This is a genomic window from Kitasatospora sp. NPDC048545 (assembly GCF_040651155.1).
In the GTDB taxonomy this organism is placed as follows: domain Bacteria; phylum Actinomycetota; class Actinomycetes; order Streptomycetales; family Streptomycetaceae; genus Kitasatospora.
Genome location: NZ_JBEZIQ010000027.1, coordinates 1 through 15,955 on the forward strand (window position 1 = coordinate 1; position 15,955 = coordinate 15,955).

The 15,955-nt window shown below is 70.7% G+C and carries 11 protein-coding genes and 3 tRNA genes; 1 reads left to right on the forward strand and 13 read right to left on the reverse strand.

Features of this window, described 5'->3' with window-relative positions; translation table 11 throughout:
- Positions 1-121 precede the first annotated feature (121 nt).
- The 13 genes from AB0D10_RS24465 to dnaA all read right to left on the reverse strand — a co-directional run bounded on the left by AB0D10_RS24465 (position 122) and on the right by dnaA (position 15,462).
- Positions 122-194: transfer RNA gene (locus AB0D10_RS24465), tRNA-Ala, on the reverse strand.
- A 183-nt stretch (positions 195-377) separates the two neighbouring features.
- Positions 378-506: a DLW-39 family protein gene (locus AB0D10_RS24470; RefSeq protein ID WP_014137031.1), complete on the reverse strand. Its 129-nt coding sequence runs from the start codon at positions 504-506 to the stop codon at positions 378-380.
- A gap of 362 nt (positions 507-868) precedes the next feature.
- Positions 869-942 (reverse strand) — tRNA-Ile (locus AB0D10_RS24475).
- A gap of 85 nt (positions 943-1,027) precedes the next feature.
- Positions 1,028-1,104: transfer RNA gene (locus AB0D10_RS24480), tRNA-Ile, on the reverse strand.
- 16 nt (positions 1,105-1,120) lie between these two features.
- The gene (locus AB0D10_RS24485; protein WP_360259968.1) at positions 1,121-2,515 is read right to left on the reverse strand and encodes a cyclopropane-fatty-acyl-phospholipid synthase family protein; all 1,395 of its coding nucleotides are present in this window, start codon (positions 2,513-2,515) and stop codon (positions 1,121-1,123) included.
- A 260-nt stretch (positions 2,516-2,775) separates the two neighbouring features.
- Entirely contained in the window at positions 2,776-3,513 is a 738-nt protein-coding gene (locus AB0D10_RS24490; RefSeq protein WP_360259970.1) for a DUF3566 domain-containing protein, read from the reverse strand.
- A 150-nt stretch (positions 3,514-3,663) separates the two neighbouring features.
- Positions 3,664-6,276, reverse strand: coding sequence for a DNA gyrase subunit A (gene gyrA / locus AB0D10_RS24495; protein WP_360259972.1), 2,613 nt, complete (start codon positions 6,274-6,276; stop codon positions 3,664-3,666).
- 56 nt (positions 6,277-6,332) lie between these two features.
- Positions 6,333-8,348, reverse strand: coding sequence for a DNA topoisomerase (ATP-hydrolyzing) subunit B (gene gyrB, locus AB0D10_RS24500; protein ID WP_360259974.1), 2,016 nt, complete (start codon positions 8,346-8,348; stop codon positions 6,333-6,335).
- Positions 8,349-8,616: 268 nt separating this feature from the next.
- Positions 8,617-9,165, reverse strand: a complete 549-nt coding sequence (locus tag AB0D10_RS24505) for a DciA family protein (RefSeq protein WP_360259976.1) — start codon at positions 9,163-9,165, stop codon at positions 8,617-8,619.
- A 129-nt stretch (positions 9,166-9,294) separates the two neighbouring features.
- On the reverse strand, positions 9,295-10,428 hold the full coding sequence (gene recF / locus AB0D10_RS24510; protein ID WP_360259978.1) for a DNA replication/repair protein RecF: 1,134 nt from the start codon (positions 10,426-10,428) through the stop codon (positions 9,295-9,297).
- Positions 10,429-10,485: 57 nt separating this feature from the next.
- Positions 10,486-11,361: a phosphogluconate dehydrogenase (NAD(+)-dependent, decarboxylating) gene (gene gnd / locus AB0D10_RS24515; RefSeq protein ID WP_360259980.1), complete on the reverse strand. Its 876-nt coding sequence runs from the start codon at positions 11,359-11,361 to the stop codon at positions 10,486-10,488.
- A 172-nt stretch (positions 11,362-11,533) separates the two neighbouring features.
- Positions 11,534-12,664 (reverse strand): DNA polymerase III subunit beta, encoded by a 1,131-nt coding sequence (gene dnaN, locus AB0D10_RS24520; RefSeq protein WP_360259983.1) that lies wholly within the window; start codon positions 12,662-12,664, stop codon positions 11,534-11,536.
- Positions 12,665-13,608: 944 nt separating this feature from the next.
- Entirely contained in the window at positions 13,609-15,462 is a 1,854-nt protein-coding gene (gene dnaA, locus AB0D10_RS24525; protein WP_360259985.1) for a chromosomal replication initiator protein DnaA, read from the reverse strand.
- A 353-nt stretch (positions 15,463-15,815) separates the two neighbouring features.
- On the opposite strand from dnaA, the gene rpmH reads away from it, so the two are divergent.
- Positions 15,816-15,953 (forward strand): 50S ribosomal protein L34, encoded by a 138-nt coding sequence (gene rpmH / locus AB0D10_RS24530; RefSeq protein WP_030059672.1) that lies wholly within the window; start codon positions 15,816-15,818, stop codon positions 15,951-15,953.
- The last annotated feature ends 2 nt before the right edge of the window (positions 15,954-15,955 follow it).

Here is a 15,955-nt window from a genome sequence, read left to right on the forward strand (position 1 = left end):
CGGGCCCCACGACGTCCGGCCCCACGACGTCCGGCTCGACCACCTCGGGCTCCACCACGTCCGGCCCCACGACCTCGGGATCGACGACCTCCGGCGGCCGATCGGTGACTGCTACGAACTGTGGAGCATAGGAGACTCGAACTCCTGACATCTGCCTTGCAAAGGCAGCGCTCTACCAACTGAGCTAATGCCCCTCGACGGCACCGCGCGTGCCAACGGGCACTAGCGTACCGGGTTCCGGCGCGTTTCCCAGCGCCGTCCCCCGTCGGCAGTGCCGTTCCCCGGGTGCGGCCGGTCCGGTCGGTCGACCGGGCCGGCCGGCCCGGGAGGCGCGGGTCGGCGCCTCCGAAGACCGTCGATCGTCAGATCGCCCGGATTCAGCGACCGGCCGGGACCGGGTCGGTGGCCTCGGTCCACAGGTCCTGCTCGGCGCGGTCCGCCTGGACCTGACGGTAGACAAAGAAGCCGCCGAGGGCGACCAGGGCGACCAGGAGAAGCTTCTTCACCGCGGGACCTCGTCCTTCTTGCGTTGGTGGACTCAAGAGCCGGATCCGGCCTGACTGACCGGGCCGACGAGTCCAGTTGTGTTTCGAGCGCGAACGGGCGGCCGGGTGCCAGACCGCCCTTGCGGCCGATGATACACACCGGTGTCCCAATCGTGACCAGCCACCGGTGCGGCCAACCCGGCGGTCCGGTCCGAGGATTGACGCAGCACCTCCTACCGGCCGCTCCGCCCGGGTGCGACCGGCCCGGGGAGGGCCCGTGCGGGCCGGGCCCGTACGGCCCGGGCGCCGCCTCCGTCGGCCTGCTCAACAGCCCGAAAACGTCGAAGGCCCCGGAGTGGATCACTCCGGGGCCTTCGGGGAGGTGGGCCTAACAGGACTTGAACCTGTGGCCTCTTCCTTATCAGGGAAGCGCTCTAACCGTCTGAGCTATAGGCCCTCGCCGAACAGAAAGCGTACCGGAATCCGGCCGATCCGCGAAAACGTCGAAGGCCCCGGAGTGGATCACTCCGGGGCCTTCGCGGTGGTGGGCCTAACAGGACTTGAACCTGTGGCCTCTTCCTTATCAGGGAAGCGCTCTAACCGTCTGAGCTATAGGCCCTCGCCGCACTGAAAGATTAGCGGACCGACGGCCGATCCCCCAAATCCGGATCGGCCGGGGCCGCGGCGGGGATCCCGGCGAACAGCTGCGGCGTGCCGGCGGCGGGGCGCAGCAGCCACTCCTCGCGGGTCGGCGGGAGGCCCGCCGACCCACCCTCGGTGCCGCGAACGGCGAGGACCTGGTTGATCCCGATCCGGTTCTGCTCGAAGGCGAGCGCGGAGGCCGCCATGTACAGCCGCCAGACCCGGGCCCGGCCCCGGCCGACCAACCGGACGGCCTCCGTCCAGTGCGCTTCCAGGTTGGCCACCCACTCGCGCAGGGTCAGCCCGTAGTGCTCGCGCAGCGACTCGACGTCCCGGACCTCGAAGCCGGCCTCCTCCAGCCGGGCCACGGTGGAACCGACGGGGGAGAGCTCGCCGTCGGGGAAGACGTAGCGGTCGATGAAGGGGCTGGTGCGGTGCGGCTCACCGGGGTGGTCGGGGCGGCGGGCGATCTGGTGGTTGAGCAGCCGGCCGCCGGGGGCCAGCAGCCGGTACAGGCCCTCCGCGTAGATCCGGTACTGCTCGGAGCCGACGTGCTCGGCCATCCCGACGCTGGAGATCGCGTCGAACGGCCCGTCCGTGATCTCCCGGTAGTCCTGGAGCCGGACCTCGACCCGGTCGGTCAGGCCGGCCGCCTCGACCCGGGCGCGGGCCAGCGCGACCTGTTCGGTGGAGATGGACACGCCGACCGCGATGACCCCGTAGTGCTCCGCCGCGTGCAGCAGGAGTGAGCCCCAGCCGCAGCCGACGTCCAGCAGGCGCATCCCGGGCCGCAGACCGAGCTTGCGGCAGATCAGGTCGAGCTTGGCCTCCTGGGCGGCTTCCAGACTCTTCGCCCCCGGCGTCCAGTAAGCGCACGAGTAGACCATCGAGGAGCCCAGCACGAGGCCGTAGAAGTCGTTCCCGACGTCGTAGTGGTGGCTGATGGCCGCGCGGTCCCGGTTGCGGCTGTGCAGCCGCTCCCGGGCCCTGCTGACCTCCTCCCGGGGCGGCACCGGCTCGGGGCCGAGCGCCCCGGCCCGCAGGGCGGCCGCGAGGACCCGGCGGCCCCCGGCGCCGAGGACGTCGCGCGGTCCGAGGGCGAGCGTGCGGATCTCCGGCCGCTCGGCGAACCGGCCGACCGCCGAGAGCACCTCGTAGAGGTCGGTGCCGGGGGCGACCTCCAGGTCCCCGGCGACGTAGGCGCGGGCGAGGCCCAGCTCGCCGGGCTGCCAGAGCAAGCGGCGCAGTGCCCGGCGGTTGCGCAGGACCACGGTGGGCGCCCCCGGCGGCCCGGCGACGCTGCCGTCCCAGACCCGGACCCGCAGCGGTACCGGAACCCCCAGCAGCCCTTCCAGGGCCTCGACCAGTTGACCTGCGAGCTTCGCCACCGCGGCGCCTCCGTCCAGTCGTCCTGCTGAACCCACCCGGCCCGGTCGGGCGGACCGGGGGCGGCCTGCGGCACTCCCAGGCGCGGAACGGGCGCCACCCAGCTAATCCCACCGCGGCCGACCGGCTTCCGGGCGGCACGCCGCGGGGTGCCGGCTGTCACCCGAATGCCGAACGGGCCCCACCGGCTGCAACAGCCGGTGGGGCCCGTACATTCCGTCCGTGGACGGGGAACTGAGCGCGGGTCAGGACCCGGCCGGGATCAGTCCTCCTCGGCCAGGGTCAGCTCGACGCCGCCGGTGAAGCCGGCCGCCGCGTTGTAGATGAACGCGGAGAGGGTGGACAGCGCGGTCAGCAGGACGACGTCGACCACGGCGATCAGCGTGGTGAAGGTCATCACCTTGCCGAAGCCGACGTAGTCCATGAGGTTGACGCCGCCGGTGCTGTCGGAGCCCGTGACGTCCTTGAGGGTCTTGCTCAGCGAGTCGAAGACGCCGAGCGAGTCCAGCGTCATCCACAGCACGGCCGAGGCCACGATGATGATGATGCCGACGGCCAGCGACAGCAGGAAGCTGACCTTCATCACGGACCACGGGTCGACCTTGGTCACCCGCAGCCGGGCCTTGCGGGTCCGGCCGAGGCCGGGACCGGCCGCCGCGGGCGCGCCGGCGGGGCGGCGGGCCGCCCCGGGGACGGGGGTGCCGCCCGGCGGCGTGTTGCCGGAGGTCCGGGTGCCCCGGGCCGGGGTCGGCTGCCCCTTGGCGTACGTGGTCGGCTGGGAGAAGCCCCCCGAGCCGGACGCCGCGGCGCCCGGCGGCGGAGGCGTCTGACCGCCGTAGGCCGCGCCGCTCTGCCCCGCGCCCCCGGCCGACGGCATCAGCGAGGTGGACGCGGCCGAGTGCTCGGTCGGCGGCTGCGGTACGCCGCCGTACGACCCCCCGCCCTGCGCGCCCGGACGGCCGCCGGAGGTTCCTCCCGCAGCACCCGTGGCTCCACTCACCTGGTCCTCCCGCACTTCCCACCAGGGCGGCGGCGCCGCCCTGCTTCGTCACTCGTCATCCAGCGCCCGGCGGGATTGCCCGGAACTGGTCGGCGTCCGGTGGCGCCGCGTCCTCTCTGTGGACGCGGCATCACCGGTCTGCGGTTCGTTTCAGGCCTCGACGTCTCCGTCGACCACCGTCTCCGCACCCTCGGCCGTCTCGGTGGACTCGGTGCCAGCGACCTCGTCCTCCGCAGTCTCCTCGTCCTCGGCTTCCGCGTTGCGGGCCATGCCCACGACCGCGTCGCGCTTCCCGAGGTTGATCAGTTGGACGCCCATCGTGTCACGTCCGGTTTCACGAACCTCGGAAACCCTTGTGCGAATCACCCCACCCGAGAGGGTGATCGCCATGATCTCGTCGGATTCGTCGACCACGAGTGCGCCGACGAGCGAGCCGCGGCCCTCGACGATCTTCGCCGCCTTGGTGCCGTAACCGCCGCGTCCCTGGACACGGTACTCGTCCACGCCGGTGCGCTTGGCGTACCCGCCGTCCGTGGCGGTGAAGACGTAGGTGCCCGGACGGACGACGTTCATCGAGAGCAGTTCGTCGTCCTCGCGGAAGGCCATGCCCTTGACGCCGGAGGTCGCGCGGCCGGTGGGCCGCAGGGCGTCGTCGGTCGCGGTGAAGCGGATCGACTGGGCCTTCTTGGAGACCAGCAGCAGGTCGTCCTCGGAGGAGACCAGCTCGGCGCCGATCAGCTCGTCGTCCCGGCCCTCCTCGTCCTGGCGCAGGTTGATCGCGATCAGGCCGCCGGAGCGCGGGGAGTCGTAGTCCTTCAACGGGGACTTCTTCACCAGGCCGGCCCGGGTGGCGAGGACCAGGTACGGCTTGTCCTCGTAGGTCCGGACGGCCATCACCTGGGCGATGTGCTCCTCCGGCTGGAAGGCCAGCAGGTTGGCGACGTGCTGGCCGCGGGCGTCGCGGCCGGCGTCCGGCAGCTCGTAGCCCTTGGCGCGGTAGACCCGGCCCTTGTTGGTGAAGAACAGGATCCAGTTGTGGGTCGTCGTCACGAAGAAGTGGTCGACGATGTCGTCCTGCTTCAGCTGGGCACCGCGCACGCCCTTGCCACCGCGCTTCTGCGAGCGGTAGAGGTCGGAGCGGGTCCGCTTGACGTAGCCGCCACGGGTGATCGTGACGACGATGTCCTCCTCGGCGATGAGGTCCTCGATGGAGAGGTCGCCGTCGGACGGGATGAGGGTGGAGCGCCGGTCGTCGCCGTACTTCTCGACGATCGCGGTGAGCTCCTCGGAGATGATCTCCCGCTGGCGGGTCGGCGAGGCCAGGATCGCGTTGTACTCGTCGATCTTGCGCTGCAGCTCGTCGTGCTCGTCCGTGATCCGCTGGCGCTCCAGGGCGGCCAGGCGGCGGAGCTGCATCTCCAGGATGGCGTTGGCCTGCAGCTCGTCGATGTCGAGCAGGCCCATCAGGCCGGTGCGGGCGGCGTCGGCGCTCGCCGAGGCCCGGATCAGCGCGATGACCTCGTCGATCAGGTCCAGGGCCTTGAGCAGGGCGCGCAGGATGTGGGCGCGCTCCTCGGCCTTGCGCAGGCGGAAGGTGGTGCGCCGGACGATGACCTCGACCTGGTGGTTGACCCAGTGCCGGATGAAGGCGTCGAGCGACAGGGTGCGCGGCACGCCGTCGACCAGGGCCAGCATGTTGGCACCGAAGTTGGTCTGCAGCTCGGTGTGCTTGTACAGGTTGTTCAGCACGACCTTGGCGACCGCGTCGCGCTTGAGCACGACCACCAGGCGGGTGCCGGTGCGGGACGAGGACTCGTCGCGGACGTCGGCGATGCCGGCGACCCGGCCGTCCTTGACCAGGTCGGCGATCTTCAGCGCGAGGTTGTCCGGGTTGACCTGGTACGGCAGCTCGGTGATCACCAGGCACTGGCGGCCCTGGATCTCCTCGACCTCGACGACGGCGCGCATGGTGACCGAGCCGCGGCCGGTGCGGTAGTAGTCGTCGATCCCGCGGTGGCCGACGATCAGCGCACCGGTGGGGAAGTCGGGGCCCTTGATCCGCTCGATCAGGGCCTCCAGCAGCTCCTCGTTGGAGGCGTCCGGGTGCTCCAGCGCCCAGAGCGCACCGGAGGCGACCTCACGGAGGTTGTGCGGCGGGATGTTGGTGGCCATGCCGACCGCGATGCCGGTGGCACCGTTGACCAGCAGGTTGGGGATGCGCGCGGGCAGGACGGTCGGCTCCTGCGAGCGGCCGTCGTAGTTGGCGGCGAAGTCGACGGTGTCCTCGTCGATGTCGCGCATCATCTCCATGGCCAGCGGCATCATCTTGCACTCGGTGTAGCGCATGGCCGCGGCCGGGTCGTTGCCCGGGGACCCGAAGTTGCCGTTGCCGTCCACCAGCGGCATCCGCAGCGACCACGGCTGGGCCAGCCGGACCACGGTGTCGTAGATCGAGGTGTCGCCGTGCGGGTGGTAGTTGCCCATGACGTCGCCGACGACGCGGGCGCACTTGTAGTAGCCCTTCTCGGGGCGGTACCCGCCGTCGTACATCGCGTAGAGCACGCGGCGGTGCACCGGCTTGAGGCCGTCGCGGACCTCGGGCAGCGCTCGGCTGACGATCACGCTCATCGCGTAGTCGAGGTACGAGCGCTGCATCTCGGTCTCGAGCTCGACCGGCTCGATCCGCATGGTCGCCTGGGCGGTGGCCTCGGCGGCCTCTGGGGTCTCGGGCTGTTCGCCTTCGGGACGGTTGTCGTCGACCACTGGTGGTCAGTTTCCTTTCACGCGGACTGGTACGTGCGGGGCCTGGGCTGCAGGCGTCACACGTCCAGGAAGCGGACGTCCTTGGCGTTGCGCTGGATGAAGGAGCGGCGGGCCTCGACGTCCTCGCCCATCAGCACGGAGAACAGCTCGTCGGCGCGGGCGGCGTCCTCCAGGGTGACCTGGAGCAGCAGCCGGTGCTCGGCGTCCATGGTGGTGATCCGGAGCTCCTCGGCGTTCATCTCGCCGAGACCCTTGAAGCGCTGGATCGCGTCGTCCTTGGGGAGCCGGCGCCCGGCCCCGACCCCGGCCGCGATCAGCGCGTCGCGCTCGCGGTCGGAGTAGGCGTACTCGAAGTCGTCCTTGCCCCACTTGATCTTGTACAGCGGCGGCATGGCGAGGTAGACGTACCCGGACTCGACCAGCGGCCGCATGAAGCGGAACAGCAGGGTGAGCAGCAGGGTGCGGATGTGCTGCCCGTCGACGTCGGCGTCGGCCATCAGGACGATCTTGTGGTACCGCAGCTTGGACTCGTCGTAGTCCTCCTGGATGCCGCAGCCGAAGGCCGAGATCAGCGCCTGGACCTCGGTGTTCTGCAGCACCTTGTCGATCCGGGCCTTCTCGACGTTCAGGATCTTGCCGCGGATCGGCAGGATGGCCTGGGTGCGCGGGTCGCGTCCCTGCTTGGCCGAGCCGCCGGCGGAGTCACCCTCGACGATGAAGATCTCGCACTCGGACGGGTCCTTGGACTGGCAGTCCGAGAGCTTGCCCGGCAGCGAGGCGGACTCCAGCAGGCCCTTGCGACGCGTGAGGTCGCGGGCCTTGCGGGCAGCGACGCGCGCGGTGGCGGCCTGGATGGACTTGCGGATGATGTCCGAGGCCTCGGTGGGGTTGCGGTCCAGCCAGTCGTTCAGGTGCTCGTGGACGACCTTCTGGACGAAGGTCTTGGCCTCGGTGTTGCCGAGCTTGTCCTTGGTCTGGCCCTCGAACTGCGGCTCGCCGAGCTTGACCGAGATGATCGCGGTCAGGCCCTCGCGGATGTCCTCGCCGGAGAGGTTGTCGTCCTTCTCGCGGAGCAGCTTCTTGTCCCGCGCGTAGCGGTTGACCAGGCCGGTCAGCGCGGCGCGGAAGCCCTCCTCGTGGGTGCCGCCGCCGTGCGTGTGGATGGTGTTGGCGAAGCTGTAGACCCCCTCGGTGTAGGAGGAGTTCCACTGCATCGCGATCTCCACCGAGATCGCCTTGTCCTTGTCCTCCGCCTCGAAGTCGATCACCGAGGGGTGGATGACCTCGCCCTTGCGGGAGTTGAGGTGGGCGACGAAGTCGGCGATGCCGCCGTCGTACTTGTACGTGACGGTGAGCGGCTTGCCCTCCTCGTCCACGTGCTCCGGGCGCTCGTCGGTCAGCGAGATCGACAGGCCCTTGTTGAGGAAGGCCATCTCCTGGAAGCGCCGGGAGAGCGTCTCGAAGGAGTAGACGGTGGTCTCGAAGATGTCGGCGTCGGCCCAGAAGGTGACCGTGGTGCCGGTCCGTTCGGTCGCCTCGCCCTTGGCCAGGGGGGCGGCCGGGGCACCCATCTTGTAGTCCTGGGTCCAGATGCTGCCGTCCTTGTGGATCTCCACGGAGAGCCTGGTGGACAGCGCGTTCACGACGGAGACGCCGACGCCGTGCAGACCGCCGGAGACGGCGTAGCCGCCACCGCCGAACTTGCCGCCGGCGTGCAGGACGGTGAGCACGACCTCGACGGCCGGCTTGTCCTGGCCGGGGACGATGTCGACCGGGATGCCTCGGCCGTTGTCGACGACGCGGATCGCGCCGTCGGCCATGATCGTGACGTCGATGGTGTCGGCGTACCCCGCCATCGCCTCGTCGACGGAGTTGTCCACGACCTCCTGCACCAGGTGGTGCAGGCCACGCTCACCGGTGGAACCGATGTACATGCCGGGGCGCTTGCGGACGGCGTCGAGGCCTTCCAGCACCTGGATGTTGCTACCGGTGTAGGAAGCCTGGTCGGACTGGTCTGGGGTCTGGCTGGGGTTGCCGGAATCGGCCACGAAGCGCCCTCTCTGGCACAGCACGGGCCGCATCCCCGCCCCGTGCGGGCGAGCGTGCGACCACGGCGTTTCGACTCGGTTGCCACTAGCAACAGTGTTTGGCTCTCAGTCTACCGGTACGACTGACAGAGATGGGCGTTTGGCAGCCCTTGAAGGCAGATACGCCGCCCTGAATCCCCTCCGCACGTGTCCCGATACTCGCCCGGGGGCCCCAGAGCGCCTGGGAGGGCTGTCAGGGGTTCCGGAAGATCGCCATCCGATCCGTCCCCCGGGGGGCGGGCGGGCGCACCGGTCACCCCCAGGTGTCGCCCGGTCCCTTGCTTCCCGGCGCGCGCAGCCGGCCGTAGCCGCGGGCGGGTGCGGCCGGGCCCAGCACCTTGATGGTCCTGACCGTGCCGTGGCCCAGCTCGTGATTCAGACGGGCCACCAACTGCCGCGCCAGCCAACGGAGTTGAGTGGCCCATGCGGTGGAGTCGCACTGCACGGTGAGCACCGCGGCCGCCTCGTCGTAGGAAGAGGGATGACAGTGCGCGGCGATGTCCGGGCCGACGATCTGCGGCCAGCGCCCCATCACCCCGCCGACGGCGGCCGAGGACTCCCAGCCGCGCTCCGTCAGCAACCGGTTCAGCGCCGCCCCCAGGGGGACCGGGTCCCGGCCGTCCGAACGGGCTCCGCTGCGCAGCCCGTGCCGCTTGGCCTCACGTTTCTGCTGAACCTGCTCACCGCGCTGGCGGGCCTGGGCGCGGGCCGCCCGGAGCACGGAGCGGGCAAGGTCGGCACCGGTCGGCTCGGGGGCGCCGGGCCCGGGGAGGGGGCGTTCGGTCCCCGCCGGATCGCTCACGGCGATCTCCTTTCCCCAGCCTGTGGACAACGGTCACGGTCGCGCGCCCGTCGAGCCTTCCAGCCTACGTGAGCGCCCGGACGCCGCGGATCGCGGCGGTGGTCGTCCTGCAGCCAGGAGGCCGGACGGTCAGGCGTCGACGCGGTCCACGGCCCCGTCGGCCACCGCGAACCGGGCACCGGCCAGGGCCTTCGGCACGTCCTCGGCGACCGCCGCGGTCACCAGCACCTGCTCGCCGTCGGCCACCAGCTCCGCCAGCCGGTCCCGACGGGCCGCGTCCAACTCGGCGAACACGTCGTCCAGGATCAGCACCGGCTCGCCGCCGTCGGACCGCAGCAGTTCGTACGAAGCCAGCCGCAGCGCGAGCGCGTACGACCAGGACTCACCGTGGCTGGCGTAGCCCTTGGCGGGCAGCGGGCCGAGCCTGAGCACCAGCTCGTCGCGGTGCGGGCCGACCAGGGTGAGGCCGCGGTCGACCTCCTGCTTGCGGACCGCCTGCAGCGCCCGCAGCAACTGCTCCTCGGCCTGCTCCCGGCTGGTCGGCAGCTCGCCCTCGAAGGAACTGCGGTACTCCAGGGAGGTCTCGCCGCCACCGGGGGCCAACTGCCCGTAGGCCGCCGTCACCAGCGGCTGCAGGGCGGCCACCAGCTGGATCCGGAAGGCCGTCAACTCGGCTCCGGCGCGCGCCAGATGACCGTCCCAGACCTCCAGGGTGGACAGGTCCGCGCCCTTGCCGCCACCGGCCCGACGGGCCATCGCGGCGGTCTTCAGCAGGGCGTTGCGCTGCTTGAGCACCCGTTCGTAGTCCTGCCGCACACCGGCCAGCCGGGGCGCACGGGCGGTCAGCAGCTCGTCCAGGAAGCGCCGGCGCTCGCCCGGGTCACCCTTGACCAGGCTGAGGTCCTCCGGAGCGAACAGCACGGTGCGCAGCAGGCCCAGCACGTCGCGCGGGCGGACGTTGTCGGAGCGGTTGATCCGGGCCCGGTTGGCCTTGCCCGGGGCGAGCTCCAGCTCGACCAAGGTGGAACGGCCGCGGTCCACCACCGAGGTGCGGATCACCGCCCGCTCGGCGCCCAGCCGGATCAGCGGGGCGTCGGTCGCGACCCGGTGGCTGCCCAGGGTGGCGACGTAACCGATCGCCTCGACCAGGTTGGTCTTGCCCTGGCCGTTGGGCCCCACGAAGGCCGTCACGCCCGGGTCGAGGGGAACCTCGGCCCGGGCGTACGACCGGAAGTCGGCGAGCGACAGGTGCGCGACGTGCATGGCTGTGGACTGCGCCCGCCTTCTGTGGATGGACCGGGGCTCGCGCCCCGGTGGGGACTACTTCGACTCGACCGCGTGGCCGCCGAACTGGTTGCGCAGCGCGGCGATCATCTTCATCTGCGGCGAGTCGTCCTGCCGGGAGGCGAAGCGGGCGAACAGCGAGGCGGTGATCGCCGGCAGCGGCACGGCGTGGTCGATCGCGGCCTCGACGGTCCAGCGGCCCTCGCCGGAGTCCGCGGCCCAGCCGCGCAGCTTGGCCAGGTGCTCGTCCTCGTCCAGGGCCCGGACGGCCAGGTCCAACAGCCAGGAGCGGATGACCGTGCCCTCCTGCCAGCTGCGGAAGACCTCGCGCACGTCGGTGACCTCGGGGGCCGCCTCCAGCAGCTCCCAGCCCTCGGCGAAGGCCTGCATCATCGCGTACTCGATGCCGTTGTGGACCATCTTGGCGAAGTGGCCGGCGCCCACCGCGCCCGCGTGCACCGAGCCGGCGTCGCCCTCGGGCTTGAGCGCGTCGAAGACCGGCTGGACCCGGGCGACGTACTCGGCGTCGCCGCCGTACATCAGCGCGTAGCCGTTCTCCAGGCCCCAGACACCGCCGGAGACACCGCAGTCGACGAAGCCGATGCCCTTGGCGGCCAGCGTCTCGGCGTGCTTGACGTCGTCGGTCCAGCGCGAGTTGCCGCCGTCGACGACCACGTCGCCGGGGGAGAGCAGCTCGGCGAGCTCGTCGACGGTCGCCTGGGTCGCGGCACCGGCCGGGACCATCACCCAGACCACGCGCGGGCCCTGCAGCTTGGTGACGAGCTCCTGCAGGCTCTCGACGTCGGAGATGTCCGGATTGCGGTCGTAGCCGATGACGGTGTGGCCGGCGCGGCGGATCCGCTCGCGCATGTTGCCGCCCATCTTGCCGAGACCGATGAGGCCGAGCTCCATGACCAAGTCCTTACCTGTGGTGACGTGCCTGCCGGCGGCGCCGTTGCCGCACGCCCTGAGCCTACGCGCTGAACCATCGGCGCCCGCCTGTGGTCAGGCCGACCGGGGGAGACGTCCACAGGCTGTGCACAGCGGGTGTGCACAGCCTGTGGACGGGACACGTACGGCGGGATCAGCCGGAGAGGCGGACCGGCATGATCAGGTACTGGTAGGCCTTGTCCTCCTCGGCGTCCACCGAGACCTTGCCGCTGAGCAGGGCGGGCTTGGTCGGGGTGGTGAAGCTGAGCTGGGCGTAGGCGGAGTCGATGGCCTTGAGGCCCTCCTCCAGGTAGCCCGGGTTGAACGCGATCGAGATGGCGTCGCCCTCCAGCGAGGCCTCGATCCGCTCGGTGGCCTGGGCGTCGTCGCCCGAGCCGGCCTCCAGCGTCAGCACGCCCTCCTCGAAGTTGAGGCGGACCGGGGTGTTGCGCTCGGCGACCAGCGAGACGCGCTTGAGCGCCTCCAGGAAGGGCTGGGTCTGGATCGCGGCGACCGCGTTGAACTCGGTCGGGAAGAGGCTGCGGAACTTGGGGAACTCGCCCTCCAGCAGCCGGGTGGTGGTCCGGCGGCCGGCGCCCTCGAAGCCGATCAGGCCCTCGCCCGCGCCGCCCGAGGACAGCGCGATGGAGACGGTGTCGCCGCTGCCCAGGGACTTGGCGATGTCCTGCAGGGTCTTGGCGGGGACCAGGGCGACCGCGGAGATGTCCGACTGCTCGGGCTTCCACAGCAGGTCGCGGACGGCGAAGCGGTAGCGGTCGGTGGCGGCCAGGGTGATCCGGTCGCCCTCGATCTCGACCCGGACGCCGGTGAGCACCGGGAGGGTGTCGTCCCGGCCGGCGGCGACCGCGGCCTGGCTGACAGCGGAGGCGAAGACGTCCCCGGCGACGGTGCCGGTGGCGGTCGGCATCTGGGGCAGCGTCGGGTACTCGTCCACCGGGAGGGTGGGGAGGGTGAAGCGGGAACTGCCGCAGACCACGCTGACCCGCTGGCCGTCGGTGGAGATCTCCACGGGCCGGTTGGGGAGGTTGCGGGAGATGTCGTTCAGCAGCCGGCCGGAGACCAGGACGGTGCCGGCCTCCTCGACGTCCGCCTCCAGCTCGACCCGGGCCGAGACCTCGTAGTCGAAGCCGGACAGCGCCAGGCTGCCCTCCTGCGCCGTCAGCAGCAGGCCGGCCAGCACCGGCACCGGCGGCCGTGCCGGGAGGCTGCGGGCAGCCCAGGCCACCGCCTCCGCGAGGACGTCACGCTCCACCCGGAACTTCACCGGTAACCGCCTCCTGGATCGAGCGCTCCCGCTCGCACTCTGGTTCGTCTGATCTTGATCGTCGGTCCGCCTGTCCGCCGAGCTCTGCTCACTCCGCTTCCAGTCGCAAGGACAGTCTGACGTACTCCGCCGACAGACGGGGCAGACGGGCGGAAGCAAGCCGAACAAGTGTCGGGGCCCACGGCCGGACGCGTTGTCCACAGATTCGGGGCCCACCCACTTTGAAAGCAAGTCCACGGTCTATCTGTGTAGTGGTAGTAGTAGGGCCTGTGGAAACCGTGGATAACCCCGTTTCCGCAGGTCAGGGCCCGAATTTTGTCCACAGTCGCTGTGGACGGCGGCTGTGGACGGGCAGGCCGCGCTGTGGACAGCCGAGCGTTACCCACAGGGCACGCAGGGTATCCACAGGTTATCCCCAGGGCTGTCCCCAGATCCGGGCCCGGTTATCCACGGGCGCCGGTCAACTTTTCGTGACGCCTTTCACACCAGGGCATGAACGCCGACACACGGTTGTCGAACTGTGGACGCCGCTGTGGACAACCTGGGGATAACCGGCCCGGCCCTGGGGACAACCGGTGGACAACCCGGACGGCCCACTGGTGGCCCGTCAATTGTCCACACCCTGTGGATAACCGTTGTGCACAAGTCCACAGGCACCTGACCTGCGCGGAAGAGCGTAGCGGCGACGGGCCTGTGGACGAATTCTGGATAACTCCGGGCTCCCCGGCCTGTGGACGGTGGAGAAGCCACCCATCCTGTGGACAACGGCCTTGCGCGCCCCGGGTTTTCGAATCACCGGTCAGTTGTTCGGCGCGGGCTGTGGACTGGTGGACCGTCCGTCGACCGGGTTCCTGCCCAGCCGGCGCTCGGTGCACACCTGCGGATGCGCGAAAAAGGGCGTCAGGATCGCTCCTGACGCCCTCCGGCCGCGGGTGCGGCCGCCGCTAGCTCTTGATGCGGTTGGTGAGTTCGGTGACCTGGTTGTAGATCGAGCGGCGCTCGGCCATCAGCGAGCGGATCTTGCGGTCCGCGTGCATCACCGTGGTGTGGTCGCGGCCGCCGAACTGCGCGCCGATCTTCGGCAGCGACAGGTCGGTGAGCTCCCGGCACAGGTACATCGCGATCTGGCGGGCCGTCACCAGCACGCGGCTGCGCGAGGATCCGCAGAGGTCGTCCACGCCCAGGCCGAAGTACGCGGCGGTCTGCTGCATGATGACCTGCGCGGTGATCTCCGGGCCGGCGTCCTCGTCGCCACCGGGGATCAGATCCTTGAGGACGATCCCGGCCAACTCCAGGTCCACCGGCGCCCGGTTGAGGTTGGCGAAGGCGGTGACCCGGATGAGCGCGCCCTCCAACTCCCGGATGTTGCGGGTGATCCGGGACGCGATGAACTCCAACACGTCGGCGGGAGCGTTGAGTTGCTCCTGGATCGCCTTCTTGCGCAGGATCGCGATCCGGGTCTCCAGCTCCGGCGGGGTGACGTCGGTGATCAGTCCCCACTCGAAGCGGTTGCGCAGCCGGTCCTCCAGCGTGGTCAGCAGCTTGGGCGGCCGGTCCGACGAGAGGACGATCTGCTTGTTCGCGTTGTGGAGCGTGTTGAAGGTGTGGAAGAACTCCTCCTGCGTGGACTCCTTGCTCGCGAGGAACTGGATGTCGTCCACGAGCAGGATGTCCATGTCCCGGTAGCGGCGGCGGAAGGTGTCCGCCTTGCCGTCCCGGATCGAGTTGATGAACTCGTTGGTGAACTCCTCGGAGGACACGTAGCGCACCCGGGTGCCCGGGAAGAGGCTGCGCGAGTAGTGCCCGATGGCGTGCAGCAGGTGGGTCTTGCCCAGCCCGGACTCGCCGTAGATGAAGAGCGGGTTGTACGCCTTGGCCGGCGCCTCGGCGACCGCCACGGCCGCCGCGTGCGCGAAGCGGTTGCTCGCGCCGATGACGAAGGTGTCGAACAGGTACTTGGGGTTCAGCCGGGCGGCCGGCTCGTCCTTGCGGGAGCCGCCGGCCGGGGGAGCGCCGGGCGGGGCGGGCACGCCGGGGACGGCGGGGCGCTCCGGGACGGCCTTCTCCGCGGGGCGGCCGCCGGAGGGGCGGGAACCGGCGGTGCGGCGGCCCGTGCCGCCGCGCGGCTGCTCGTTCGGGCCGGGGCCGTAGGCGCCGCCGAAGAGATCGCCCTGGGTGGTCGAGGGCGGGCCCGGGACGGGACGCGGCGCGGGGCGGGAGGCGGGCTCCTCGGGCTCGTAGCGGACGGGCTGGTCCTGGTAGCCCGGCCAGCCCTGCGGGCCGGCGGAGGGGCCGCCGTAGGGCGCGGGGCGCTGCTCGTAGCCGCCGGTGTCGTAGCGGGGGCGCTCGTAGTCCTGCCCGTAGGCCGGGTCCTGCTGGTACGGCTGGTCCTGCTCGTACGGCTGGCGCTGCTCGTACGGCTGGTCCTGCTCGTAGGGCTGCTGGTAGTCCTGGCCGCCGTAGCCGCCGGCGTCCTCGGCCGGGCCCGGGTACGGCTCGGCGGGGGCCTGGGGGGCGGGGGTGGTCGGCACGGCGTTGGCGTCGACCATCACGGCGATCCGGACCGGGCGGTCGAGCTCGCGGCTGAGGGCCTCGGTGAGCTGCGGCAGCAGCCGACCCTCCAGCACCTGCTTGGCCCGCTCGTTCGGGGTCGCCAGCAGGGCGGTGTCGTGCATCATCCACATCGGCTGGGTGCGCTGCACCCACTGTTTGTCCATCTCCCCGACATCGGGGTCGCTGACCAGCCGCTCGACGACCCTGGCCCAGACCGGGACGAGGTCGCTGTTGACATCAGCCACTGGTGCACGCTTTCCAAGAACAAACCAGACAAGTCCTGCAACGGTAGTCAGCGAACAGAGCCGGATCAAGTCGTTGTCCACAGGCTGTGGGTAAACCGGGTCGAAGACGGCGGGTTTGACCCTCGGACCCCGTCCCGCGTACCGTAACCAGGTCGAGTTGTCGATGGCCGCTGCCGCATGTCCGCGGGTCCACCCGCTCCATAAGGCGCGCAGCACGGGCGCCGTGGATTGCCTCAGACCCCAGCCGAACTGGGGCGATGGGCCGGATTTCCGAATCAGGGGAGATCACGCGGACGCACGGTGACGGCCAAGCGACCCCCCGTCATCCTACGATTCACCTCAGGAGCCCCCGAGTGAGCAAGCGCACCTTCCAGCCGAACAACCGTCGTCGCGCGAAGACCCACGGCTTCCGGCTGCGTATGCGTACCCGCGCCGGCCGCGCCATCCTGGCTGCCCGCCGTGGCAAGGGCCGCGCCAGCCTGTCCGCCTGATC